Genomic DNA, 25,323 nt, shown 5'->3' with positions numbered 1-25,323 from the left:
GATGACTCCGCTCGCCCCGCCGGTGGCCGCGATCCGGATCGCGGTCCGGCGTGCGTTGGCCGACCTGCCGACGGACGGTCCGGTGCTGGTCGCCTGCTCGGGCGGGGCCGACTCGCTGGCTCTTGCCGTGGCCACCGCGTTCGTGGCCCCCCGGGCCGGCCGTACCGCCGGGCTGGTCACCGTCGACCACGGCTTGCAGGCCGGGTCGCGGGGCCGGGCCGAGGCGGTGGCGCGCTGGGCGGAGGATGCCGGTCTGTCACCGGTGGAGGTGGTCAGCGTCGAGGTCGCCGGCCGGCCCGGTGGCCCCGAGGCGGCGGCCCGCGACGCCCGCTACCAGGCGCTGGCGGAGATCGCCGGTCGGCACGGTGCCTCGGCGGTGCTCACCGGTCACACCCGGGACGACCAGGCGGAGACGGTGCTGCTCGCGCTGGCCCGGGGTGCCGGCCCGCGCGGGCTCGCCGGCATGCCGGCCCGCCGCGATCTCGCCGGCACTCCCCTCGTACGTCCGCTGCTGGGGATCGGGCGGGCGGAGACCCGGGCGGCCTGCGCGGCCCTCGGGCTGGTGCCCTGGGACGACCCGCACAACAGCGACCCGGCGTACGCCCGTTCCCGGGTCCGGTCCGACGTGTTGCCGGTGTTGGTCCGGGCGCTCGGCCAGGGTGTGCTGGACAACCTCGCCCGTACCGCCGCGCTGGTGGCGGCGGACAACGCGGTGCTGGACGAACTCGCCGCCGCGGCGCTCGGTCAGGCCCGGCACCCCGACGGCGGCCTGGCCACCCGGAACCTGGCGGCCCTGGCACCCGCGGTGCGCGCTCGGGTGCTGCGGGCCTGGGCCCACGAGTTGGGTGCGCCGCCGGCCGCACTGTCGCACCGCCACGTCGCCGCACTCGACGCCCTGGTCACGGCGTGGCGGGGCCAGCGAGCCAGCTACCTGCCGGGTGGGTTGCGAGTGCTCCGCCGTGGTGATCGGCTGCTGACGGCGTCATCCCCAGCTTCGACGGCCGGCCGGACGTCGGCGTCGTCCCCAGCTTCGACGGCCGGCCGGACGTCGGCGTCGTCCCCGGCTTCGACGGCCGGCCGGACGTCGGCGCCTCCGGCAGCGGGGACAGCGGCCGGCGAGGCGGTCGTCGAAGCATGACCCATCCCCGGCAACCGCTCTACGCGCCGCGCGGCGCCGTGGCCACCAGCCAGCCGCTGGCCGTGGCCGCCGGGCTGGCCGTGCTGCGCCGCGGTGGCAACGCCGTGGACGCGGCGCTGGCCACCGCCAGCACGCTCACCGTGGTGCAACCACCCTCCAACGACATCGGTGGTGACCTCTTCGCCATCGTCTGGGACGGCGAGCGGCTGCACGGCCTGAACGCCTCCGGCCGCTCACCCGCCGGGCTGACCCGGGACCTGGTCCTCACGGCGACCGGCGGTCGAGGCACCGAGCCTCCCGAGGCGTTGGGCGGGGCACAGGCGGTCGGCCCGGCGATGCCGGCCCGGGGCTGGTTGCCGGTGACCGTACCGGGCGTGCCGGCGGGCTGGCGCGACCTGCACGAGCGATTCGGTTCGCTGCCGTTCGCGGAGCTGTTCGCCGACGCCATCGGCTACGCGGAGCGGGGACACCCCGTCTCCACCGCGACGGCGGCGGCCTGGTCCCGTGCGGTCGCCGGGCACGCCGGGCTGTCCGGTCCCGAGTACGCGGAGTTCGGGCGGGTCTTCGCACCGGAGGGGCGGGCTCCCCGCGCGGGTGAGCGGTGGCGCAATCCGGACGCGGCACTGACGCTGCGACTGATCGCCGACAGCCGGGCGGAGGAGTTCTACCAGGGACGGATCGCGGCGGCCCTGGCCGATCACGCCGGCCGTACCGGCGGGCTGCTCACGGCGGCGGACCTGGCACGGCACGCCAGCGTCTGGGTCGACCCGGTGTCGGTGCGTTACCGGGACCACGAGGTCTGGGAACTGCCGCCGAACGGGCAGGGACTGGCCGCCCTGCTCGCCCTGGGCATCCTCGACGGATCGGACCCGGCGGACCGGGCGCGGTGGCTGCACCGACAGATCGAGGCGGTCAAGATGGGCTTCGCCGACGCGCACGCCCACGTGGCCGACCCCGAGCTTGCCCCGGTCCCGCCCGGGCTGCTCAGCCCGGAACATCTGGCCCGGCGCGGTGCGGCGATCACCGAGGCGGCGGCCGAGACGGTGACCGGCGCACCGGAGCGCGGCGGGACGGTCTACCTCTGCACCGCCGACGAGAGCGGCATGATGGTCAGCCTGATCCAGTCCACCTACCTCGCCTTCGGCTCGCACGTGGTACTGCCCGGATACGGCTTCGCGCTGCAGAATCGTGGTCTCGGCTTCCGGCTCGACGTGGGGCACCCCAACGTGGTCGGCCCGGCGAAGCGGCCCTATCACACGATCATTCCCGGTTTCCTGACCCGGCAGGGCGTGCCGGTGGGGCCGTTCGGGGTGATGGGTGGGCACATGCAGCCCCAGGGCCACGTCCAACTGGTCTCGGCGACCGTGGACGCGGGCCTCGGCCCGCAGGCGGCGCTGGACGCCCCCCGCTGGTACTGGCACGCGGGTCGCTCGCTGCTGGTCGAGGAACAACTGGTGGCCGGCCCCGGTGGCGCCGCACTCCTGGCCGACCTGCGGGAGCGGGGCCACCAGGTGACCGTCGCGTCCGATCCCACCGTCTTCGGCTACGGGCAGGCGATCTGGCGACGCGCCGACGGCGGGTTCGTGGTCGGCTCCGAGTCCCGGGTGGACGGCGCGGCCGCCGGATTCTGACCGGCACGATCGCCAGGTGTCCGGTCAACCGACCGCAGCACGATCCCGGAACGTGCTGCGGTAGGCCTGTGGCGTGGCGCCGACCCGGCGGGTGAAGTGGTGCCGTAGGACGGCGGCGTCGCCGAACCCGGCCCGTTCGGCGACCCCCTCGACCGTCAGTGCGGTGTCCTCCAACAGGCGGCGGGCCAGCAGGACGCGCTGGTTGGTCAGCCAGTCGTGCGGGGTGGTGCCGGTCTCCGCGCGGAAGCGGCGGGCGAACGTCCGGGGGGCCATCCCGGCCCGTGCGGCCAACTCGTCGACCGTGGTCTGCCGGTCCAGATGGCCCATCAGCCATTCCAGTACCGGTTCCAGGGTGGGCGCCTCCGGCGCCTTCGGGATCGGCGCCTCGATGTACTGGGCCTGCCCGCCGTCGCGGTGCGGCGGCACCACCATCCGGCGGGCGAGTCGGGTGGCGGTGGCCGAGCCGTGCGCCTGGCGTACCAGGTGCAGGCAGGCGTCGATGCCGGCGGCGGTGCCCGCGCTGGTGAGCAACCGACCGTCCTGCACGTAGAGCGAGTTGCAGCGCACCCGGGCGCTCGGGTGGCGGCGCTGCAACTCGTCGACGTGTCGCCAGTGGGTGGTGCACTCCCGCCCGTCGAGCAGTCCCGCCTCGCCCAGCAGGTACGCGCCGGCACACACGCTGAACAGGTACGCGCCCCGGTCGGCGGCTCGACGCAGCGCCTCGTGGACCTCGACCGGCGCGGTGGTCGTCGGATCGTGCGCGGGAACGGCCACCAGGTCCGCCTGCTCCAGCGGAGCCAGATCGGCGTTCGGCACCAGGTGAAAACCGGCGGAGGTACGTACCGGGGCCTGCCGGGGGCCACACACGTCGAACCGGTAACCCGGTAGCCCGTCGGCGGTGCGGTCGGTACCGAACACCTCAGCGAGCACGCCGAGTTCGAACGGCGCGACGCCGTCCAGGACGAGTACGGCCACCGAACGAAGCATGTGACGAGGGTAACCGCACGGGTGGCAGGAAATCGAGCAGGAGTGGCATTCCTGCCACTGTCGGCGGAAGGAGGGGATGCCCAGACTGGCAGTTGTCCGGTGCGCACCGGCGGCGACCCGACAACCGCAGACGTCAGAAAGCGAGCGCCGCCATGGGTTTCCTGCTCTTCCTGCTGTTCTTCGTCTTCCTCGCCCTGCTGTCCGCCCTCGGGCTGACCGCCGACAGTCGTGACTCGGCGGACTGGAAGCCCTCCGACGGGGGCCACAGGTGGCGGTCACGGCACTGCTGAGGCGAATGTTCCTCTTGTCCGGTAAATCTCTAGGCGGGGTTGCCCTGAAACGGGCGGCCCCGCCGACGGCGAACCCGGGGCGTACGGCAGGCTATGGTCATGGCTGACGGCTCCTGGTACGACGCCGACATCGACCACGTGATCATCTCCGAGGCGCAGATCCGCGAGAAGACGGCTGAGCTGGCCAAACAGGTATCCGCGGACTACGCACACGTCTCCGACGGGCTGCTGCTCGTCTGCGTACTCAAGGGCGCGGTCATGTTCATGGCCGACTTCGCTCGGGCGTTGGGCCGGCACGGCCCCCCGGCCGAGCTGGACTTCATGGCCATCTCCTCGTACGGGCAGGGCACCACCTCCTCGGGAGTGGTCCGGATCCTCAAGGACCTCGACCGGGACATCGCCGGTCGGCATGTCGTCGTCGTGGAGGACATCGTCGACTCCGGGCTGACCCTGTCCTGGTTGCTGCGCTACCTGGAATCACGGTCGGCAGCGAGCGTCGAGGTGGTCGCGCTGTTCCGTAAGCCGGACGCGGTGAAGGTGACGGTGCCGGTCAGGTACGTGGGCTTCGACATCCCGACCGAGTTCGTCGTCGGGTACGGCCTCGACTTCGGTGAGCGTTACCGGGAGCTGCCGTACGTGGGGGTGCTCAAGCCGGAGGTCTACGCCCGCTCCTGACCGGGCTGGACACCTGGCACGTCGGAACCTCCCGCCCGGCGTACAGCCGCCTTTCAGCTGATCGGACTACCGTTGACGACGGTGACCCGGAGATCCGACTCCGGGCCACGCCGGCTGACATCCGGTTCGCCGTACGCGTAAGTGCTGGGCTCGCCAGCTCATATCGCTCTCGCACGGTGTACCGTCGAATGACCGTGGCGCGGCAATCGCGCCCCGGGGTCGAGGCCGGCCCGCACGGCGGCTCCGGCAGCCGCCCAGGCGGCGACACCCACAGTCGGTCAGGACGTCGATCAGGAGGATGCGGGCGTCTCGGCGCTCGACAACAGCATGGAACGTACGCGTTTCTTCCGCCGACCGGTGTTCTGGGTCATCCTGGTCATCCTCGGCGCCGTCGTGCTCAGTCAGTTGTTCACCGGTGGGCCCAGCTACCACCGGGTGGACACGTCCGTCGCGCTCGACCAGCTCAACAAGGGCGGCATCGAGAAGGTCGTCTTCCAGGACAAGGAACAGACGATCCAGCTCGAGCTGGCCGAGGAGACCGAGTTCGGCGACACCACCACGAAGCTGATCGAGGCTCAGTTCCCCTACGAGGTCGGCGACGAGGTCTGGAACCAGGTCCTCGACGCCAAGGCCAACAACCGGGTCACCGGGCCGGCCGACACCGAGGTGTCGTCCGACAGCATCTGGGTCAGCCTGCTGGTCAACCTGCTTCCCATCGTGCTGCTCGTACTGCTGCTGCTGTTCTTCATGTCGCAGATGCAGGGTGGCGGCTCCCGGGTGCTCAACTTCGGCAAGTCCAAGGCGAAGATGATCACCAAGGACACGCCGAAGACGACGTTCGCCGACGTGGCGGGCTCCGAGGAGGCCGTCGAGGAGCTGCACGAGATCAAGGACTTCCTGCAGAACCCGGCGAAGTACCAGGCGCTCGGTGCGAAGATCCCGAAGGGCGTACTGCTCTTCGGCCCGCCCGGCACCGGTAAGACGCTGCTCGCCCGGGCGGTGGCCGGCGAAGCCGGGGTGCCGTTCTACTCGATCTCCGGCTCGGACTTCGTGGAAATGTTCGTCGGTGTCGGCGCCAGCCGGGTCCGTGACCTGTTCGAGCAGGCCAAGGCGAACGCGCCCGCGATCGTCTTCGTCGACGAGATCGACGCGGTCGGCCGGCACCGTGGCGCCGGCATGGGCGGTGGCCACGACGAGCGCGAGCAGACGCTGAACCAGCTCCTGGTCGAGATGGACGGCTTCGACGTCAAGGGTGGCGTGATTCTGATCGCCGCCACCAACCGGCCGGACATCCTCGACCCGGCGCTGCTGCGGCCGGGCCGGTTCGACCGGCAGATCCCGGTCGACGCTCCCGACATGGAGGGCCGCAAGGCCATCCTGCGGGTGCACGCCAAGGGCAAGCCGTTCACGCCCGACGTCGACCTCGACTCGGTGGCCAAGCGGACGCCGGGCTTCAGCGGTGCCGACCTCGCCAACGTGATCAACGAGGCCGCCCTGCTGACCGCCCGGAAGGACCAGCGGGCCATCTCCAACGACTCGCTCGAGGAGTCGATCGACCGCGTGATCGCCGGTCCGCAGCGGCGTACCCGGGTGATGAGCGACCAGGAGAAGAAGATCACCGCGTACCACGAGGGTGGGCACGCACTCGTCGCCTGGGCACTGCCGCACGCCGCACCGGTGCACAAGGTGACGATCCTGTCCCGGGGTCGCTCCCTGGGCCACACCCTGGTGCTGCCCACGGAGGACAAGTACACCCAGACCCGCGCCGAAATGGTCGACACCCTGGCGTACGCGCTGGGCGGACGGGCCGCCGAGGAACTCGTCTTCCACGAGCCCACCACCGGTGCCGGCAACGACATCGAGAAGGCCACCCAGCTGGCCCGCGCGATGATCACGCAGTACGGGATGAGTTCCAAGCTCGGTGCGATCAAGTACGGCACCAGCGGTGACGAGCCGTTCCTCGGCCGCAACATGGGCCACGAGCGGGACTACTCCGACGCCGTCGCCGCCGAGATCGACGGCGAGATGCGGGCCCTGATCGAGCTGGCCCACGACGAGGCCTGGGAGATCCTGGTCGAGTACCGGGACGTCCTGGACAACATCGTGCTCGAGCTGATGGAGAAGGAGACCCTCTCCACCGCCGACATGGCTCGGATCTGCGCCCGGGTGGTCAAGCGCCCGCCGATGGCGCCGTACAACGGCTTCGGTAAGCGGCAGCCCTCCACCGAGCCGCCCGTGCTCACCCCGGCCGAGAAGGACGCGCTGAAGGTGCAGGCCGAGGCCGACGGCGCGGAGGCGACGGTCGGTGGCGTCAGCTCGAACAACTCCTCGGACGGTTCGCACTGAGCACCGACGACCCGGCGGCCAGTTCCCGACAGCGGGGACTGGCCGCCTCCGCCACCGAACCCGACAGCGACGGCCTCGACTACATCGCCGCACGGTTGATCAACGGTCGCCTGACCGGTCGTCCCGTCGAGGACACCATGGACCTCGGCCGGATCGAGAAGGCGGTCCGCGAGATCCTCATCGCGGTCGGGGAGGATCCGGACCGCGACGGCCTCCAGCAGACCCCGGCCCGGGTCGCCCGGGCGTACGCGGAACTCTTCGCCGGCCTGCGCGTCGACCCGGCCACGGTGCTCACCGCCACCTTTGAGGCCAACCACGAGGAACTGGTGCTGGTCCGGGACATCGACGTGATGAGCCTCTGCGAGCATCATCTGCTGCCCTTCCGGGGCAGTGCCCACATCGGCTACATCCCCGGTCCCGACGGCCGGATCACCGGGCTGTCCAAGCTGGCCCGGCTGGTCGAGGTCTTCGCCCGGCGTCCCCAGGTGCAGGAGCGGCTCACCTCGCAGATCGCGGACCTGCTGATGACCCGGCTGGAGCCACGCGGCGTGATCGTCGTGCTCGAGTGCGAACACATGTGCATGGCGATGCGGGGCATCCAGAAGTCCGGTGCCAAGACGATCACGTCCGCGGTGCGTGGCACCCTGCAACACGACGCCAAGTCCCGGGCCGAGGCGATGGCTCTGATCATCCCTCGCTGACCGCCCGGCGGTCAGGACGACAGCATCCCCAGCACGATCCCCGCGTTGACCACCACGGCCGGAACCAGGCAGGCCAGCGCGCCGAACCGTGGCGTGCGGTCCACCCGCTCTCCCGGACCGGGCGGAAAACAGCGGCCCACCGCGAGCCAGCCCAGGCCGAACGCGACCGCCGGTGCCGGCAGCGCCACCAGTACCGCGAACGCGGTCACCGCGCCGGTACCGGCCAACAGGTACACCACCACCAGCAGCACCGGAACGAACAGCCCCAGCGGCCCGTACACCAGCAGATTGCGCGCGCGGGCCGGCCAGTGCGCCACCCGGGACAGGCCACGGGCGGTGAGCGTGTCGTCCGCGCCGACAGCCCACCGGCGGGCGTCCCGCAGGGCGGTCAACACGGCCGCCGGACCACCGCTCATCGACCGGCTCGCCTCGACCAGTTCCGGCGGGGTCGGCGCCAGCGAGATCGGCGGCACCTCCAGCTCACGCAGCCGGCTCTCCTGCGACACCAGCCGGGTGCGTACCCCGGACAGCTCCTCCCGGGCGGCCTGGACCGCGCGGGCCTGCTCACCCGCGGCGGTCGCCGCGCCCCGACGTACCCCGTCGAGCTGCCGGGCCGCGGCCAGGTAGTCGGCCCACGCGGCCCGCACCGGGTCCCCCGGCGCGCCGGCAGCCCGCTGCCGAACCGGCCCGGCGGCGGTGGCCGGCGAGTGATCGAGCGTCATCCGGGTCCCCCCTGCACGCTGCCGGGCACCTCGTACGGAACCAGCACCACACCGCGCTCCGCCGGCCCGTCCCAGAGCACCACCCGGTCGGGCCGGGGTCGCCACTCCACCGGACGACCGAAGACCGGAGTGAGCTGCGCCCCCGGCACACCCGCCACCGCCACGGCGGTCAGCTTGTCCACCGTCTCGTCCGGCTCGACAAGCGTCGCGAACGACGGCACCGTACGCCACCAGCCGAGCAGGTGCTGCCCGGCGGGTGGCCCGTCGCGCAGCAGAGCCCGCAGGCGAGCCGGCGGCAGCTGCTCGGCCGGTGCCACGTCCAGCCCGAAGACGACCAGGTACGCCGGCTCGCCGGCGTCCGCCACGGCGACCAGCCCGGCAAGGTCCACCCGGTCGACCTGGTGACGCTCGGCCAACTCCGCGACCAGAGTGTCCGCCAGCTGTGCCGCCTCGGTGTCCGCCACGGCGACCACGAACCGCGCCGTACCGGCCGGATGATGGGCCGCAGTGGTGTGGGCGGCCGTCGCCAGCAGGCGGCACGCGGCAGGTCGTGGACCGAGAACCGCGAGGTTGCGCCCCGCCGCCGGTCCGAACGACACCGTTGCGGTGCTACGCGCGACATCCACCACCCGCCCGAGCAACGCGGCCGGCGCCGTCGACTGACCCGCGACGGCCGCCCGGTAGCGGGGATCGTTGGTCAGCAGCGGACGCGCGTACCCGGCGAAAACGACCGGGGGCGTCGCGGTCGGCGGACGGGCCGACCAGAGGCGGTGGCGCAGCCCGGTGACCGCCTCCGGCTCGTCTGCCGGGTCGGGGAACCGGACCATCCGCTCATGACCTCGGATCGCTCCCCGCGGGCCGCCGAGCCCGCCCGCGGTGTTGACCACCGCGCTGCCCACCGGCAGACCGGCCGCGGCGTCGTTCGTGGGTGCCAGCACCGCCCCGCCGCCAGGCAGCGCCACCCGCACCGGGAACTGGCCCGGCAGGGAGTCCCGCTGCCCGCCGTCGGAACGGGTGCCCAGGCCCAGGTCACCCTCGCCGGCCAGCACCAGGTGCACACCGTACGCCCGCCCGGTCCTCGCCAGTGCGTCCAACCGGGCGGACACCTCGGCGGAGAGCCGGTCCCGTTCGCTGAGAAGCACCTGCAGGTTCTCCAGCACACAGACGACCCGGGGAAGCGGGCGGTGTTTCCGCAACTCGGCGAAGCGCTGCCCACCCGCGCGGGCGGACGCCTCGGCGCGCCGCTGCACCTCCGCCGTCAACTGGTCCAACAGATCCAGCACGTACTCCCGGTCGGCGGCCATCGCGGCCGCCCGGACCTGCGGCACCCAGGACCTGTCCCGCTCGGTCTGCAGGAATTCCGCGAAGGACTCACCGGCACCCAGGTCCACCAGGTACAGCGACAGCTCTTCCGGGCCGTACCGCGCGACGAGCCCGAGCAGCGCCGTGGTCAGGAAGGTGGACCGGCAGCCCCGTGACCGGCCGCTCACCAACCAGTGCGGGGTCAGTTCGGTGAAGCCGAGCGAGACCGGTCGGCCACCCGCGTCGCCGACGGTGCTGGTCAGCCCGTCCGTCCCGGCCGCCTGCCCCAGCTCGTCCGTTGGCGGCAGCAGGTGCGACAGGGCGAGCCGGCTGCCGGCCTCGACCTGGGCGGCGATCCGCCGGCACACGGTGTCGACCAACTCGGTCGGCGGATCCGGGTCGACGAAGACCGGTGAGTTCAGACCTCCGTCGGTGCCGGCGAACGCCGCACCCGGCGGATTACCGAGCAGCGCGTAGGCCGTCCGCATCGCCAGTGGCGTAGCCCTGGGGAGCGCGGGTCGGCCGGCCGCCGGCCACCCCGCCACCACCAGGTGCAATCCGGCTGCCGGTCCCTGCTCGGCGAGTGCCTCGATCCGCGCCAGGTCATCCGGCAGGTGCGCTTCGGGCAGCGCGGCCAGCACCAACAGCAACGAACGGTCGTGCCGGCGAGGACCGGAGGCGTCCGGCGCCACCCACCGCTCCGCCTCCGCCAGCACGGCTCGTAGCCCGTCGGCGTCGGTGGCCGGCGGGGCCAGCACCCCGGCGTCGCCGAGCGCCTCGAACGGTGCCAGCGCGACACCCGTCGCGTCCACCGCCCGTACCAGCAATGCCCCCGCCGGTGTCGCCGCCAGCAGGCGCAACAGTACGGCCCGCAGCAGCCCGGCGACCCGTGGGTCGTGCGCGTCGGCGTCCATCGCGAGGTGTCCGCTGCCGAACATCGGCACCAGCGCCGGGAAACGTGCGTCGTCCAGCGGAGCGGCGGTACCCACCCGGACGAACGGTGGTGGCCCCTCCCCGGCGGGGTGGGCCGGAGCGACCGCGTCCAACGCGGACCCGGCCCAAGCCGGGGCGAGGATGCTGGCCGCGTCCCGCAGCCGTTCGGCCAACGCGTACTGGCGGCGCTGGTCAGCCGGAACGGGGCGGGTCTCGTCGAGGATCGTCGTCGCCGCCGCGACCGTCGCAGCGGCCCGGCGGTGCAGCGCGGCGGCGCGGAGCGTCCGTGCCTTCGGACCGCCCACCGTGTCCACCCCCTCCGCCCGAGGTCGGCACCCACTCGCCGGGCAGAAGTGACGGTATCCCAGCGAGGGCTTCACCTCCGGGATGCGGGGCGGTGCTGCGTCGTAGTTGTCATGGATCTCACCCATCGGCAGTGTTCGGTCACGATCTGCCAAATCTTGGGCATTGGGTCCTGGGCCGCCAGCGGCTAGCCTCAGGGGGTGGAATCAGTGCCGCCCTCCGCCGGTTCCCAGGTCTCCCGCGTACCGGCGCAGAGGACCCCGCCGGAGGAGCTGGCACCGCCTGCGGTCACGCCGGCGCCGCGCCAGCCCCGGCGCCGCCTGCGTACGGTGCTGACCGTCGTTGCGGGGGTGGTCGCGGCGCTCTGCCTGACCGGCGGGGTGGTCGGCTATTTCGTCTACGACCGAGCCACCACGCCCGACCGCAGCGCTCCGACAATCGTCGTGGACAGCTACCTGCGTGCGTATCTGGTTGAGCGCAATGACGTGCGCGCATCGCTCTTCAGCTGTGAGGGTGTGGCCGAGTTCGAGACGCTTCGACGGCTTAGGGACGACCTAGCGGCCCGCGAGGAGCGGTTCGGCACGACCATGTGGGTTAGTTGGGAACAGTTCCAGGTAAATCGGGTTGACGACAACGCCGAGGTTCGCGTCGACCTGACCTTCGCGGCAGAGGTGGACGGCATCCGACAGAGCGACCGGCAATCGTGGACGTTCACCACGAGGCTGAACGAAGACTGGCGGGTCTGCTCGGCTGCGGCTGGCTGACCTCACTCCACCCACAGCATGTGGACCGGTACCTCCAGGGTGGTCGGTGCCTGGCCGCGCCAGGCCCAGCGGTACCACTCCATCTCGGGAGTCACCCGCACACAGATGTCACCCTCGGCACCCGAGTAGGTCTCGGTGACGGCGCGTAGGTCACGGTGCTCGACGGCGCCGACCATGTGCACGACCCGTCGCCCGGTGACCGAGTCCGCCTCGAAGACCGGCGTCGGCGCTGGGTGGGCCGGTGCGTCCAACGAGACGAGCCGCAGGCCGCCATCCGTCGTCGGCGTGGTCGCTGGGCCGACCGTCTCGACCCAGACCCGTTCGACGGGCACCAGCGGAGCGAAGACCTCGACCTGGTCGGACTCGGCGCGGTACCACTCGTGTTCCGGGATGACCGGGACGTAGGTGCGGCTGTTCTGCACGACCCGTTCGTCGGCCCGCAGGTCGGCCCGCCAGCCCAGACCGGGCAGTCCGACGAGCACGCGCCGTCCGCGTAGTTCGACGCTTCCCGCAGCGGGAACGATCTCGATCGGACGGGGCGGCTGGGGAGCCCAGTCGGGCTGATCGGCGAACGGGTCCGGAAGTGGTTCGGTCATGACGGCCCGTGGTTCACCCGGCGCCCTTCAACGGCGCGCCCTTGGACCGCATGAACGGGACCGGGTCGATGGCGCCCCGGCTGCTGCGATCGCCGTCGACGTGCACCTCGAAGTGCAGGTGAGGTCCGGAGGAGTTGCCGCTGCTGCCGACATCGCCGATCACCTCACCAGCCTGCACCGTGTCGCCGACGGCGACCAGGGGACGATCCACCAGATGACAGTAGCGGGTGATGATGCCCTGGGCGTGCAGCACGTCGACGAACCAACCGCAGCCCCCCTTGCCGGGCCAGCCGTCCTCGTCGCAGCTGAGCCGCCCTCTCCGGTCGGGATCACAGCGGGACACCAGTACCCGGCCGGTCGCCGCGACCCTGATATCGGTCCCCTTCGGCGCGGCGATGTCCACACCGTTGTGTCCGGGCCGACTGGCGGTCCGGAATCCGGAGCCGACTCCGCCCGGAATCGGGGCGGTCCAGCCGGAGGCGGCGATCTCACCGCCCGCCGCGGCGTCGCACACCTCCTGTCCGGCGATCAGCGCGGTTCGTGCCGCGCCACCGGCCAGCGCGTCCACGATCCGAGCGGCCAGTTCCTCGTGTTTGGCGTACGCGTCCGGGAAGGCGCTGATCTGGACCCGCTGGGCGGCCACGGTAAGTGACAGTTTCTCCCAGTCGGGTAGGTCGAGCAGCTTCTCGTAGAACTTGCGGGACGCGTACTCGGGATCCATCCGCTGGGCCACCGTGCCCCACGAGGCCCGTTGCTGGAAGAGACCGAGGGAGTCGTGGTCGGCCCCGATACCCTCGTTCGGAATGTCCCGCGACTCGCCGACCGTGCTGTTGGCCAGGTTGAGCAGCCGCGACTCCTGCATGGCGGTCGCCACGGCGATCACCCAGCCCCGCGGTGGTACCCGCATCTCCTGGCCGACCTTGATGATCACGGCCGCGTTCCGCAGCTGGCGTTCCCCGTACTCGGCGAAGCGCGGCATCTTGCCGGTGACGTCCACCTCGAAGTCGCCGGTGCACTCCATGCTGGCCGGGCTTAGCTGCTCGGCGGCGTCGCCACCCAGCTCGGTGAGGAAGAAGGCACCGGCGCCTCCGGTGCAGCAGAGCAGCACCAGCGCCGCGGTGAGCGCGGCGGCCAGAGCGCCGGTCCGGACCGGCCGGCGAGGACCGTGCTCACTCATCCCCGGCTCCAGTCCACCGCGTCCACCAACCAGCGTCCGTCGGGGGCCAGCAGTTCGAGCCGGAGTTGCCCGTCGTCAAGCGGGATCGTCGCCTCCACGAAGGTCTCGCCGCGTGGGCGCAGGGTGACGTCACCCGTGACCGCTTCGGCGGGCACGCTGGCCGGGTCGGCCCCGACGAGCTTGTCGGTCAGATCGGCGGTCGAGAGCGGACGCAGCGCGCCATGCCAGTCCTCGGCGGTCTGACCCGGGCGGCCGAGCCAGGCGGCGGCGAAGCGGGCGGCCACCACTTCCGGGGCCGGCTGGCCGGGCCGGGTGACCGGGGACGGCGTCGCGGTCGTGGAGATCGCACCGTCGTCCCCGGTGGTCGGGTGCACGGTGGTGATCGGGTCGGCCGGGCGATTGCTCAGCCCGGCCGCCGGATCGGTCGGGCCGGCCACCAACCTGGCCGTCCCCACCACGCCGAGCACCAGTACGGCGATGCCGAGTGCGGCACCCAGTCGAGACCGTAGCAACCGTCGGAAGAGGAACTCGATCGCCCGACGCACGATGGTCACCGGGCCTCGGAGCGGACCCGTGGCGCCGGCTTCTCGGGCGTCCGTTCGGCCGACCTGGGACGGTAGATGGCGTAGGAGGGGTTCTCGTCCGGCACGTCCGGCTCGGTCCAGGACGCCGGCTGGCGACGACGCGGCCTGGGGGCCACCGGGGCGGCCTTGGCGCGCTGTTCCTGGGCGGAGCTGTCGGCGCCGTCCGTTCGCCGATCGTCCGGCCGCTTAGCGGCCGCCGGTGTCCCCACCGGCATCGGATCCGGTCGAGCCTCCGGACGCACCTTCGGCTGCTCCGGCGCGACCGCCCGACGCCGTCCCACGCTTGGCTCGGCGGTGCCGCCCGGCTCGGCGACGTCGAGCCGGGCCGCGGTACGCATGTCCCGGAAGAACCGGCGGTGCCAGGAGCCCGCCGAGCTGACCGCCTCGCTGTTGTCCTTCCCGCCGAGCTGGGTGATCCGGCGGTAGGGGCGCAGCAGCAGCCAGCCGACCACCCCGCAGAGCCAGACCAGCACCACCTGGAGCCAGCCGGGGAGGGTGGCCGTGCTCATGATCAGGTCGACCGCGAAGAGGTAGATGGCGGCACCGGTGCCGAAGATCGCGATGTTGAACAGCGCCGCCACCACCGCGTTGCCCAGCCGTCGCAAGCCGGCGCTGGCCGGTCGGAGCAGACCGATGGTGCCGAGGATCGGCGCCGCAATCACCGCCCACCGGAAGATCAGAAATCCGAGCAGCACCAGCAGTGACGCGGTCAGGTCGAACATCGCGAAGAGCAGGGCGGCGAGCACCGCGATGAATCCGGCACCGACCCGGTCCATGTCCCGGACGCCCTTCAGGTACTCGTAGGCCTCCGGATCCTCCCGCTCGATCTGCGCGGCGACCGTCATCCACTGCTGCTTCTTGGCAGAGATGGTGGCCTCGCGAAGTTCTGGGCTGGTCCGGATCTTCTCCGCCTCCCCCCAGGACAGCGACTTCGCGTCGTAGAGCGCCGCGCCGTACTTCTTGGCGGTCTCGCTGTCGGCCGAGCCGAGCACCCCGCGCAGCCAGTTCCGGTAGAGCATCGCCTCGGCGGCCGTGTCGCTGGCCCGGACCGCCGGTGGCCGCTTGTCCGTACAGGCGTCCGGGTTGGGCATCGCACACCGGTCCGGCGGCACGTCCTTGGCGGCCGGGCCCACCGCGTCGTGCACGACGCCGAGCGTGGAGACCAGGGCGCCGTCGGCGAGGTTCGCCGACTTGACCGGCCAGGCGGCCAGCGCGGTGACCGCCACCATCACCACCAACGCCCAGCCCGCCGTGGTCATCGCGTTGCTCATGTCGGACTGGCGTGAGCGCCAGAGCAGGTAGAGCCCGACCACGCAGAGCGTGACGATGCCGAAGACGCTGAACACCTTCTGGTAGATGGCCTTGGTGGCCTGGTCCACCAGGGGATCCGCCCAGCCCCACATGGTGCCCGGATCCCAGGCCCGTTCGCGCAGTGCGTTCGAGGCGCCGATGATCGCCGTCGCCATCATGAACTCGCCGTTGGCGATGGTGTTGGTGAACTTGTAGTCCGGGTGCAGCAGGGTGGTCGCGCAGCCGGAATCGATGTCGTAGGTGCTGTAGCTGTAGCCGGCGTAGCCGTAGTCGCTGTAGTAGCCCTTCGGGCCGGGAAGCTTGGAGGCCTCGGGACGGGAGGCGAACCACCCGGCGATGCCAGAATCCGGCGCGGTCGGCGTCGGGGGATTGCGACACGTCGCTTCCGACTCCGCCACCTGCTGCAGCTTGGTGACGCAGGCACGGAAGTCGACCTGCCACTCCTCGGTCGTGCAGAGTTCGGCCGCCGCGGCCTGGTACGCGGCCGGAGCCGCGTACGCCGGTGTGGCCGTGAGCCCGGGCCAACTGATCGTGGCTGCGGCGAGGACGCCGAGCGCCAGGAGGAGCGCCGTGATCCGTGCCCGGGCCCTCGCCATTGTCACGCCTCCATGTCAGGCAGCACGGTCGGCAGCACCCCTGCGGCGGCGGCGATGGCGGCGGGGGTGGTGTCGAGGTGGTCCAGCAGTCCATCCACGTAGGAGACGTCGACCCGGACCTTCTGGACCCGGCCGTCGACGTCGCGCATCACGAACTCCCGGAAGCCGAGCCGGTTGGCCGAGGTCGCGTCGGCGGTGGAGAGCGAGGCGAGGGTGGCCTCGTAGCCGTCGTCCACCGGTACGCGTAGCAGTCGCAGCGCCTCGGAGGCGATCTCGGCGTCTTCGGCGATCCGACCGACGAACACGGTGGAGACGAGGTTCTGTACGTCGAGACCGAGGATGTCCCGGGGGTTCTGCGAGGCGACGAGCGCGGCCAGGTTCCACTTGCGGGAGTCGCGGGCGAGTCGGACGAGGAATGACCGGCCGGAGCGCCACCCCTCCATGAAGTGCGCCTCGTCCAGGCCGACCAGCTTCCGGGAGGCCATCGAGCCGCCGTAGCAGCGGCGGACCGCCAGCCGGTGCGCGGTGTGCAGCATCGGCAGGGCGAGTGCCTCCTCGGCCGACCAGTACTCGCGTTCGATCTTGAGGTCGGGCAGCCGCAGGCCGGCCATTGTGATCACGGTGAGTGCGGCGTCCGGGCCGAGCAGGCCCTCCGGCGGGCGACCGAAGAAGAGCATCGCCAGTGGCATCTCGGCGGTGTCCAGCAGCAGGTTGGCCAGTTCCCGGCCGGCGTCGTCGTCGAGCCGGCCGAGGCAGGTGACCACGTCGTCCAGTGTGGAGGTCTCCTCGGCGGGCACCTGGCGCACGGCGTGCCGGAACAGCGTGGCGGTGGAGGCCTCCCGGGCCACCTGCGGTGGCACCAGCATCATGCAGATGTCCTGTACCAGCATCCGCCGCTCGGCCCGGGCGTTGGAGACGGCGATCTCGAACTCCCGGTCGCCGGCGGCTCCGGCGGCGAACTCGCTGCGCAGCGGGGTCGGGATCAGTGAGTACGGTGCCAGCGTGCCGTGCTCGGAGCCGGTCAGGTTCAGCACCCGCGAGTACGGCCGGAGCTCCGGCATCGCGCAGAGCCGGGCCAGCGGGCCGGAGGGGTCGAGCAGGGTCACCTGTACGCCACGGCGGGCGGCCAGGTAGCCCAACGCGCCGAGCAGCGTGGACTTGCCGCCGCCCGGTTCGGCCACGAAGACCGCCAGGCCGGAGCGCTCCCGCACCTCCATGGGAAAGTGCAGGTCGAGGAAGACCGGACGGCGGCAGGTCCCGGCGGTACGGCCGATCAGGTCACCACGTCGGTCACCCACCGTGGAGGCGGCCTGCGGCAGCGCCGCCGCGAGCAGGTTGACGGGCATCCTGCGTACGTAACCGGTGTTGGCGATCGGCTCACCCGGAATGAACTCGCGGGCCAGCCAGTCCTGGTTCTTCGGGTGCTGCAGGGAGACACGCAGCTCGCGCGAGTAGAGCTGGATGAGCCGGCGGGCCCGTTCCAGGCACTCCTCCCGGGTCCGACCGCCGACCGCGATGCGGTGCCAGCCATGGGCGCGGGCCGAGTCGACCGGCAGCCCCGTGGTCATCTCGTCCCCGATGACCAGCGCGCGCTTGGCGAGTCGCTCCAGTTCGGGCGGCGCGTCGATGCCGTGTTCGGCGTAGTCCAACTGCTGTGACCGGATCATCCGGAGTCGGTGTTCGAGGTTGCGGAAGGAGTCGCCGGAGCCGAGGATGTCGACCCGGGTGGAGAGTTCCATCGGCCAGGGCAGCCGCTCGTGGAAGTGCAACCAGGGTTCGTGCCGCTCGGGGATCTCCAGCGGCTCCATCCGACCGACGGCGAGCACCGCCACGTGTCGTTCCTCGCCGGTCATCCGGTGGACCAGCTTGACGGTGGAGCCGTACGGTGTGCGGTAGCGCTCGACCTGTTCGGTGAGGGCGAGCAGGTCGCCGCGTTCCCAACGACCGTCGGTGATGGGTGAGAGCGTGCCCGGGGGTGCCATGCAGAGCGCCACCGACCGGTAGAGCAGCCATTCCAGCTCGTGTGCGGTGACCCGCCGCCCCCGCATGCCGAAGGCGCCGAGCACCTCGTCGAACTGTTCGACGGTGCGGCCGAGCTTGCGCCGCTCGCCCTCGGCGACACCGCGGCCGAAGGTGCGTAGCAGCCGTTCGGTGAGCGAGTCACCGAGGGAACGGCGGGCGAAGGTGACGCCGAGGTAGGTCTGGCCCTCGGCGTGATTCACCGACAGCAGGTGGCGTTGCGCGGCGACCAGATGCTCGGCCCAGCCGGGGGTGCCGGGGACGTCGGGCAGCGGCGCGGCGGTGTTGGCGTCGATGGTGCGGGCCCATTCGTCGGCCGGGAAGGGCCGGGTGGTGCGGCGCAGGTGCAGTCGGAAGCCGGCCAGGCCGGCGTACTGCTCGGAGATCGCCGAGAGCAGCGCCTCGCGTTCCGCGTCCGGCCGGAAGGCCCAGCGCACCTCGGGCAGCCAGTACCAGGCGGTGACCGTGTTGGGGGTGAAGGTCAGGTGCCCGGCGATCTCGGTGATGGCCAACTCGACGGCCGGATCACGATCGCCGAACTTGATCTTCGGTGGTCGGACACGGACCGGCTTGACCGGCCGGTCGCGGTGGTCTACGGACCGTTGCCGGGGGGCCGGACGGTTGGCCGGCGGCGCTGACCGACGTGGCGTCTTCCCGGGCTCGTCGGTCGGTGCCGGGTCGTTGTCGCGGGCGCGGCGGTCCTCCCGGAGCGGGCGGTCGTCCCCGGTGGGCCGATCGTCGGCGGGCGGCCGGGCGGTCGGCAACCGATCCACCGGGGAGGGCGCCACCCGGGACGAAGCCGGCGGCGGGTTCGTGGCCGGCACCGGGGCCTCGACCAGGCGGCCGGGCGGCGTGACCGGCGTCGGGTCGGGCGCTCGCGGTGGCGCCGGCGGCGCCGGTGGCGGAGCCGCCCGACGGGCTGCCGGTGCGGGCCCGACGGCGGGCGGCGGTGCGGGATGCGGCTGCTGCGGCAGGGCTCGTGCGGGGTGCCCGTTGCCCCGCTGGGCGGCACCGGGCCGGGGGTACGCGCCACCGAAGAGGTCGAGGAACGGCGAGTCGATGTCCGCGCCGTCCCGGCTGGCCGGGGTCGGGTCGGCCGGAGCCGCTCGGCGCTGCGGCGGGCGGGGTGCCTGGAACACCCCGACGCTGCCGTGCGCCGGGGTGGTGGCGAGTGCCGGATCCACCGTGGTCTCGTCCAGCCCGTCGGCTTCCGGGTAGTCGAACGAACGCGCACGGTTACCGTGTGGTGCGGCCGGACGTCCGGCCGGGGATCCCGGCGTGGCGGAGCGGCTCATGCGATCGCCCTGCCCGTGTCCTCGTTCGGCCCGTACGGCGTGCAGCCGGTCATGCCAGTTCCTCCCGGATCCTGATCCTGCTGCCGACCAGGCGCGGATCGCGCTGCTCGGCGGCCGGCTCCCGGGTCCGTCGCCAGTCGGTCAGCGCGGTACGGATCACCATGCGCGCCGGACGGTCCGGGTCGACGTACCGGAAGACGAACGAGGTGGTCACGATCGCGAGGGCGATCTCCCAGGCGGGGAAGAGTTCGACCCGCAGCGTGAACAGCCAGTGGATGAACATGTAGAGGGGGACGAGCAGCATGAACAGCCCGTACTGGGCGTACGGCAGGTGGACCGGAAGGGTGTAGCCGGGCGGCCCGAGATAGACCAGGCGAGCCCGGTAGATGTCGTCGTCGGTGCGCAGCCGCATCTCGTGCCCGCGTCTATTCGAAGATCAGGTTGATCAGGAAGTCGCCGATGAAGAAGAGGGTGGCGGCTCCGGCGATGAAGGCCAACCCGACGATCGCGATGGCCGAGCTGGTCAGCACCTTCGAGATCTCGCCCCGGCTGGCGCGGCCGATGAAGATGACGCCCAGCACGGCGAGCAGGATCGGTGCGATCTTGCTGGCGAAGAAGGTGACGACGCCCTCGGTGTCGATCCCCTTCGGTTCCTCCGCGGCGAGCGGAATCGACGACACCAGGGTGGAGAGCAGGTGGAGGGCGCTTGTGGACGCCGTTTCCATCAGCTCGATGGCGATCACTGAAACCTCCCCAAGTCGCGGCCGGCGGCGCCGCGGTGGTGCAGTAGGCAAGCCTTGCGGGATCGGTGCTCACTGTGCGCAGTGCTCGGGACTCTGCGTACGACAATCGCCACGAAGGGTGGCGATTTTTGGGTGGGTTGTCCCGCTTCGGCCCTCCCTCCAACCGTCGCCATCTCGATGCTGGACAATTCCACAGCGTACGGGCCGCCCCTCTTTGCGACAAGCCGCGAAGATGCTGCCCGAACCGACCCGGACGACCGATCGTACACCTGTTCCAATTGGCATGTCAGGATGCTCGACCGGGGGCGTCCGTGCGGGGCGGCCGGGCCGGTACCGTCCTACTCGTGACCGATCTGGTACGGGCTCCGGCCCCGGTGGTGATGGGCGTCCTGAACGTCACGCCCGACTCGTTCTCCGACGGCGGACGCTACGCCGACGTCGACGCCGCCGTCGCACACGGCGTCCGGCTCCGTGCCGACGGCGCGGAGTTGGTGGATGTCGGTGGAGAGTCGACCCGGCCGGGTGCCGACCGGGTGGACGCGGAGACCGAGGCCGCCCGCGTGGTGCCGGTCATCCGCGAACTGGCCGCGGCGGGCGTCCCGGTCAGCATCGACACCACCCGGGCCCGGGTCGCCGTCGTGGCGCTACAGGCCGGCGCGGCCGTGGTCAACGATGTCTCCGGTGGGCTCGCGGATCCCGACATGGCCCGGGTGGTCCGGGACGCCGGCTGTCCCTGGGTGCTGATGCACTGGCGCGGCCACTCCCGCCGGATGAGCGAGCTGGCCAGCTACGGTGACGTGGTCGCCGACGTCCGTGCCGAACTCGGCCAGCGCGTGGACGCGGCCCTCGCCGCCGGGATCGAACCGAATCAGATCATCATCGATCCGGGCCTCGGCTTCGCCAAGAACGCCGCCCACAACTGGCAGCTCAGCGCCCGGCTGCCCGAACTGATCGCCCTCGGCTACCCGCTGCTGTTCGGCGCGAGCCGCAAGTCGTACCTGGGTCAACTGCTGGCTGGCCCCGACGGCGTGCCCCGGACGACCGACGGCCGGACGGCGGCCACCGTCGCCACCAGCCTGCTCGCGGTGGCCGCCGGCGCCTGGGGGGTACGCGTGCACGACGTGCGGGCCACCGTCGACGCGCTCGCCGTGTGGCGGGCCACCGGCCGTCCCCGGTTGACCGTTCCGTCGGCGACCGAGGCCGCACCCGCCGGGTCGACGGCCGGTCAGGTCGTGCCGTCGGACGCCGCCGAGTGGTCCGCGGTCGACGGGCGGGGTCGGCGATGACCGACCGGATCGAGCTGACCGGCCTGCGGGCGCGTGGCCGCCACGGGGTGTACGACTTCGAACGCGCGAACGGTCAGGAGTTCGTGGTGGACGCGGTGCTCGAACTCGATCTGGGACCGGCCGCCCGGTCCGACGAGGTGCGGGACACGGTGCACTACGGCGAGTTGGCCGAGCGGCTGGTCGAGGTGGTCACCGGCGAGCCGGTCAACCTGATCGAGACCCTCGCCGACCGACTGATCGAGGTCTGCCTGGCGGACCCGCGGGTGTCCGGCGTGACGGTCACGGTGCACAAGCCCGAGGCACCGGTGCCGCACGCCTTCACCGACGTGGCCGTGACGATGCGCCGGGCGCGTACCCGATGACCCGCGCCGTGCTCTCCCTGGGCAGCAACCTCGGTGACCGACTCGCCCACCTGCGCACCGCCCTGACCGTCCTCGGTGACAGCGTCCTGCTGGTCTCCGGGGTCTACGAGACCCCGCCGTGGGGCGACACCGAGCAGCCGACGTACCTGAATGCCGTGCTGCTGGCCGCGGACCCGAACGCCGGTCCCTACGACTGGTTGGCGCGGGCCCGGGCGGCGGAGGACGCCGCCGGTCGGGTCCGGGACCCGGCACGGCGCTTCGGTCCCCGCACGCTCGACGTCGACGTCGTCGCGGTGTGGACCGACGACGACCGCCCGGTGGTCAGCAGCGATCCCGAGTTGACCCTGCCGCATCCCCGGGCACATCTGCGCGCCTTCGTGCTGCGGCCGTGGATCGACATCCAGCCCTACGGCCAACTGCCCGGGCACGGCTGGCTCACCGACCTGCTCACCACCGGGCCGGTCGCCGTCGAGGTGCCGGAAGTGAGCCCCCGGCCCGATCTGACGTTAGAGTCGACGGCATGAGCGAGCGCAGTGAGCGGACCATCAGGCTCAGCGCGACCGGGTCTCATGGCGGGGCGGCGTGCGGCGGGGTACCGGCATGAGCGTGTCCCCGCCACCCGACGGGTCGCGGATGGGTCCCACCCGCATCTCGACCCTGGTGGTGACCGCCCTCGCCGCCGCCGCGGTGGCCTGGCTGCTGATCAGCGGCGTCTACTACGAGCGGCTGCCGCCGCTGCCCTGGTTGCCGGTGGTGACACTGGCCGGACTGGCCGTGCTGGAGGCGTACGCCGCGATCAACACCAGAGGTCGGATCGACCGTCGACCGGGCCGGGATCCGGTCAACCCGTTGATGGTGGCTCGGTTCGTCGTGCTGGCCAAGGCATCCGCGCTGGTCGGTGCCATCTTCACCGGCGGGTACGCGGGCCTGACCGGTTGGTTGTTCGTGCAGCCGACGCGGGCCGCCAGCGACGACCGCCCGGCGGCCATCGCCGGCCTGCTGGCCTCGGCCGCCCTGGTGGCCGCCGCACTCTGGTTGGAGCGGGCGTGTCGTGTCCCGGAGCGGCCCGACGACGAGCATGAGCCGGACGACTGGGAGAGCCACCCGGGTCGTCGCTAGTGCGACCGCCCGGGGCCCGCCCGGGTGAGCCGCCACCCGGCCCGGGCACCCTCTCGGGGCGGACACGACCCGCGCCGCCGGCCCCGCCCCAGCAGGGGGTTCCGCCCGGCTCGGACGCGCGGGTACGGTGCCTCCGACCGAAAGGCAACGCCCGCCGCCGGTCCGCCCGTGCGTCGGTGGAGTCCGGGCGGCCGCTGGAAGGCAGGAATCATGGGGTACGACGAACCGGGCCGTGACGGACCGCCGGAGCCCGCCTCGGCCGGTCCCGCGACCGGGGCGGGGGCCGTCCTCGACGATCCCGACGCCGAGCCGGCTCGGGACCGTTTCGGCGTCTACATCGTCTGGGAGACGTTCCTGCTGCTCGGCTTCGGCGCACTTGTCTACCTGGTGTGGCGTGAGGATTCGGCGGTGCTGCGCGGCAGCGGGTTGCGGGATCTGATCATCGACGTGATCGGTCTGGGTCTGCTGGCCCTGGCCGTCGGGCTGACCCTGCGTACCGCCGCGGTCAACCTCGCTGTCGGACCGGTGGCGGTCGCGGCCGGCCTGCACTTCGCCGAACAGAGCGACCGCGGGGTGCTCGGCGCCGTCGGCACGGCCAGCGCGGTGGCGGCGATCGGCGGGCTGGTGCTCGGCCTGGTGGTCGTGCTGCTGCACGTGCCCGGTTGGGCGGCGAGCCTCGGTGGTGCCGCCGGCGTCATCGTCTACATCGAGCAGCGCTCCGCGCCGGTGCTGGTGCAGGGCGATTACGACCCGCGGGGCACCGCGGGACAACTCTTCGTCGGCTTCGCCGCGATCGCGGTGTTCGGTGGGCTCCTCGGAGCGGTGAGCCCGATCCGCCGGCTGGTTGGTCGGTTCCGTCCGGTCGTCGACCCGGCCCGTCGGCGGGGTACGGCCGCCGCTGTGGTGGCCACCACCGGGTACGTCTGCTCCACCGTGCTCGCGACTCTCGCCGGCGTACTGATCGCCTCGACGGAGGGGGCGGTGACGCCGGCGGCGGGGTTGGACTGGACGGTGCTGGCGGTGGGCGCGACGCTGCTCGCCGGCACCAGTGCGTTCGGGCTGCGTGGCGGGGTCTTCGGCACGCTGGTGACGGTCGGTGCGATCGGGCTGTTCCTGGCGTACGCGCAGGCCCGTGGCTGGACGGTCAGCCGGTGGGCGGTCGGCGGCGCCGCGCTGGCCGGCGGGCTCGTCGTCACCCGCCTGGTGGAGACGTACGGACGTCCGGCGCCGGTGCTCGGGGCACTGCCTCCGCCGCCGCCGGAGCCGGCCGCCGAGGGCGGGTGGAGCGTGACGCAGCCGCAGCCGGTCGGTGACTGGCCGCCCGTGCTGCCGGCCCAACCCCCCGTCGGCAGCACCGACCCGTGGGGAGCCCGGCGCTGGGAAACCGGCTCGCGTACCTGGGAGGCCGACGACCGGTGACCGGTCGGCAGCTTGTCGGCGCGCCGAGAGTGATCTCGACGGTTAGGCTCGGCACATGACCGACACATCATCGATCTCCGGCGGCCGGTCGTTCGAGGAGTTGGACGTCCTCTCCACCGAGGAACTGCGGGAACGGGCGTTCACCCTCGCCCGGGAGCGCCGGGACGTAGGGTTCTTCTGGTCGGTGCTGCGGCACCTGCCGAACGCGGACGAGGCGGCCGCGCTGGACGGTGCGCCGAACTCGGTGGGGCCGACGGTCGACGAGGCGGTGGCCCTCTGGCGCGAGATGACCGGGCACGGCTACGAGGAGTCCGCGCCGCTGCTGCGCGCCGCGTTCATCGACTACCTGATGAAGCACTAGCGGGCCAAACGCGCGTACCACCATAAATGACGCCTCGCGTTTGCCTGCGTCGATCCGCTGGGAAATAGCGGGGCCATGGCTCTCACCAATCGATACAAGTCCGCACCGGGCGCTGGTACGCTCGCCGCGCTCATTCTGGTCCTCGTCTTCGGTAGTCCCTGGTACGTCGACTGGGCCAGGGACAACACCGATGCCGACAGTGCCGGCGGGTGGTTTCTGAGACTGCTCGCCTGGCCGGCCTGGCGATTCGACTCCGACGACTCGATCCAGGAGATCTTCGCCGACGACCTGCGGGCGATCCTCGTGGTCGTCCTCACCTTCCTGTTCCTCTACCTGCTGCCGGGCTCCCAGCTGGCCCGGGCCCGCGGCACCATCAGTCAGTTCTTCGCCGGCTGGGCGGCGTTCGTCTTCGCCGGTGCCTTCGCGGCCCTGCTCACCACCCTGATCCGGACCAACCCGTCGCTGCTGGGCGCCTTCCAGGCGGCGGGGGACGGCGCGGAGTACGGCCTCTTCGTCGGCTGGATCATCGGCATCGCCACCCTCGGCGGCTACCGGGGTCGGCGCTGACCGGACGGGCGGGGGCGCCCGGGGCGGCGGCCCCCGCCGACCCCCCCAGCCCGGGGGCCCCCCGGCCCCCCACCCCCCCGGTGAAACCCCGACCGC

The 25,323-nt window shown here is 72.2% G+C and carries 23 protein-coding genes and 1 pseudogene; 14 read left to right on the top strand and 10 right to left on the bottom strand.

Features of this window, described 5'->3' with window-relative positions; translation table 11 throughout:
- Position 1: 1 nt before the first annotated feature.
- A pseudogene (tilS, locus tag V5O40_RS05605) lies at positions 2 to 997 on the top strand (tRNA lysidine(34) synthetase TilS); the annotation flags it as partial.
- 137 nt (positions 998 to 1,134) lie between these two features.
- Positions 1,135 to 2,769 carry a gamma-glutamyltransferase family protein gene (locus tag V5O40_RS05600; protein WP_332904458.1) on the top strand — a complete coding sequence of 545 codons (1,635 nt, stop codon included), beginning with the start codon at positions 1,135 to 1,137 and terminating at the stop codon, positions 2,767 to 2,769.
- 24 nt (positions 2,770 to 2,793) lie between these two features.
- Here V5O40_RS05600 and V5O40_RS05595 read toward each other — a convergent pair whose 3' ends face one another.
- Positions 2,794 to 3,756: a GlxA family transcriptional regulator gene (locus V5O40_RS05595; protein WP_332904457.1), complete on the bottom strand. Its 963-nt coding sequence runs from the start codon at positions 3,754 to 3,756 to the stop codon at positions 2,794 to 2,796.
- Between the two features lie 152 nt (positions 3,757 to 3,908).
- Between V5O40_RS05595 and V5O40_RS05590 the strand changes: the two genes are divergently transcribed.
- The 4 genes from V5O40_RS05590 to folE all read left to right on the top strand — a co-directional run bounded on the left by V5O40_RS05590 (position 3,909) and on the right by folE (position 7,768).
- Positions 3,909 to 4,046, top strand: coding sequence for a hypothetical protein (locus V5O40_RS05590; protein ID WP_332904456.1), 138 nt, complete (start codon positions 3,909 to 3,911; stop codon positions 4,044 to 4,046).
- Positions 4,047 to 4,145: 99 nt separating this feature from the next.
- The gene (gene hpt, locus V5O40_RS05585; RefSeq protein WP_164448636.1) at positions 4,146 to 4,721 is read left to right on the top strand and encodes a hypoxanthine phosphoribosyltransferase; all 576 of its coding nucleotides are present in this window, start codon (positions 4,146 to 4,148) and stop codon (positions 4,719 to 4,721) included.
- A gap of 327 nt (positions 4,722 to 5,048) precedes the next feature.
- Entirely contained in the window at positions 5,049 to 7,067 is a 2,019-nt protein-coding gene (gene ftsH, locus V5O40_RS05580; protein ID WP_332904455.1) for an ATP-dependent zinc metalloprotease FtsH, read from the top strand.
- A gap of 38 nt (positions 7,068 to 7,105) precedes the next feature.
- The gene (gene folE, locus V5O40_RS05575; protein WP_332904545.1) at positions 7,106 to 7,768 is read left to right on the top strand and encodes a GTP cyclohydrolase I FolE; all 663 of its coding nucleotides are present in this window, start codon (positions 7,106 to 7,108) and stop codon (positions 7,766 to 7,768) included.
- A gap of 11 nt (positions 7,769 to 7,779) precedes the next feature.
- Here the strand turns inward: folE and V5O40_RS05570 are convergent, their stop codons facing one another.
- A complete protein-coding gene (locus tag V5O40_RS05570; protein WP_332904454.1) occupies positions 7,780 to 8,490 on the bottom strand; it encodes a hypothetical protein in 711 nt (236 codons plus the stop codon).
- Positions 8,487 to 11,039: an FtsK/SpoIIIE domain-containing protein gene (locus V5O40_RS05565; protein ID WP_332904544.1), complete on the bottom strand. Its 2,553-nt coding sequence runs from the start codon at positions 11,037 to 11,039 to the stop codon at positions 8,487 to 8,489. Before V5O40_RS05565 ends, V5O40_RS05570 begins: the two co-directional genes overlap by 4 nt.
- Before the next feature lie 198 nt (positions 11,040 to 11,237).
- Here V5O40_RS05565 and V5O40_RS05560 point away from each other — a divergent pair, with 198 nt between their 5' ends.
- Entirely contained in the window at positions 11,238 to 11,792 is a 555-nt protein-coding gene (locus V5O40_RS05560; RefSeq protein WP_332904543.1) for a hypothetical protein, read from the top strand.
- A gap of 2 nt (positions 11,793 to 11,794) precedes the next feature.
- Here the strand turns inward: V5O40_RS05560 and V5O40_RS05555 are convergent, their stop codons facing one another.
- The 7 genes from V5O40_RS05555 to V5O40_RS05525 are packed head-to-tail and all read right to left on the bottom strand — an operon-like array spanning position 11,795 to position 20,113.
- A complete protein-coding gene (locus V5O40_RS05555) occupies positions 11,795 to 12,388 on the bottom strand; it encodes a hypothetical protein (protein ID WP_332904453.1) in 594 nt (197 codons plus the stop codon).
- Between the two features lie 13 nt (positions 12,389 to 12,401).
- Entirely contained in the window at positions 12,402 to 13,565 is a 1,164-nt protein-coding gene (locus V5O40_RS05550; protein ID WP_332904452.1) for a M23 family metallopeptidase, read from the bottom strand.
- Complete coding sequence (locus tag V5O40_RS05545; protein ID WP_332904451.1) at positions 13,562 to 14,119, bottom strand: hypothetical protein; 558 nt, start codon at positions 14,117 to 14,119, stop codon at positions 13,562 to 13,564. Before V5O40_RS05545 ends, V5O40_RS05550 begins: the two co-directional genes overlap by 4 nt.
- Positions 14,116 to 16,056, bottom strand: a complete 1,941-nt coding sequence (locus V5O40_RS05540; RefSeq protein ID WP_332904450.1) for an MraY family glycosyltransferase — start codon at positions 16,054 to 16,056, stop codon at positions 14,116 to 14,118. The genes V5O40_RS05545 and V5O40_RS05540 overlap by 4 nt, the downstream gene beginning before the upstream one ends.
- A gap of 2 nt (positions 16,057 to 16,058) precedes the next feature.
- A complete protein-coding gene (locus V5O40_RS05535) occupies positions 16,059 to 19,370 on the bottom strand; it encodes an ATP-binding protein (RefSeq protein ID WP_332904449.1) in 3,312 nt (1,103 codons plus the stop codon).
- 49 nt (positions 19,371 to 19,419) lie between these two features.
- Positions 19,420 to 19,782, bottom strand: a complete 363-nt coding sequence (locus V5O40_RS05530; protein ID WP_164448629.1) for a hypothetical protein — start codon at positions 19,780 to 19,782, stop codon at positions 19,420 to 19,422.
- A 13-nt stretch (positions 19,783 to 19,795) separates the two neighbouring features.
- A complete protein-coding gene (locus V5O40_RS05525; RefSeq protein ID WP_164448628.1) occupies positions 19,796 to 20,113 on the bottom strand; it encodes a hypothetical protein in 318 nt (105 codons plus the stop codon).
- Between the two features lie 344 nt (positions 20,114 to 20,457).
- Here V5O40_RS05525 and folP point away from each other — a divergent pair, with 344 nt between their 5' ends.
- From folP to V5O40_RS05490, 7 genes are all read left to right on the top strand, one after another.
- Positions 20,458 to 21,399, top strand: coding sequence for a dihydropteroate synthase (folP, locus tag V5O40_RS05520; protein WP_332904448.1), 942 nt, complete (start codon positions 20,458 to 20,460; stop codon positions 21,397 to 21,399).
- On the top strand, positions 21,396 to 21,761 hold the full coding sequence (gene folB, locus V5O40_RS05515; RefSeq protein WP_332904447.1) for a dihydroneopterin aldolase: 366 nt from the start codon (positions 21,396 to 21,398) through the stop codon (positions 21,759 to 21,761). The genes folP and folB overlap by 4 nt, the downstream gene beginning before the upstream one ends.
- Complete coding sequence (gene folK / locus V5O40_RS05510; protein WP_332904446.1) at positions 21,758 to 22,285, top strand: 2-amino-4-hydroxy-6-hydroxymethyldihydropteridine diphosphokinase; 528 nt, start codon at positions 21,758 to 21,760, stop codon at positions 22,283 to 22,285. Before folB ends, folK begins: the two co-directional genes overlap by 4 nt.
- 109 nt (positions 22,286 to 22,394) lie before the next feature.
- A complete protein-coding gene (locus V5O40_RS05505; RefSeq protein ID WP_332904542.1) occupies positions 22,395 to 22,880 on the top strand; it encodes a DUF3180 domain-containing protein in 486 nt (161 codons plus the stop codon).
- Positions 22,881 to 23,090: 210 nt separating this feature from the next.
- The gene (locus tag V5O40_RS05500) at positions 23,091 to 24,299 is read left to right on the top strand and encodes an ABC transporter permease (protein ID WP_332904445.1); all 1,209 of its coding nucleotides are present in this window, start codon (positions 23,091 to 23,093) and stop codon (positions 24,297 to 24,299) included.
- A gap of 55 nt (positions 24,300 to 24,354) precedes the next feature.
- Positions 24,355 to 24,660: a hypothetical protein gene (locus V5O40_RS05495; protein ID WP_332904444.1), complete on the top strand. Its 306-nt coding sequence runs from the start codon at positions 24,355 to 24,357 to the stop codon at positions 24,658 to 24,660.
- Between the two features lie 75 nt (positions 24,661 to 24,735).
- On the top strand, positions 24,736 to 25,227 hold the full coding sequence (locus V5O40_RS05490; RefSeq protein WP_269738557.1) for a hypothetical protein: 492 nt from the start codon (positions 24,736 to 24,738) through the stop codon (positions 25,225 to 25,227).
- Positions 25,228 to 25,323 lie beyond the last annotated feature (96 nt).

The sequence above is a fragment of the Micromonospora palythoicola genome, from assembly GCF_036689795.1.
GTDB lineage: Bacteria > Actinomycetota > Actinomycetes > Mycobacteriales > Micromonosporaceae > Micromonospora > Micromonospora palythoicola.
This window is presented reverse-complemented; position numbering and strand designations above follow the sequence as displayed.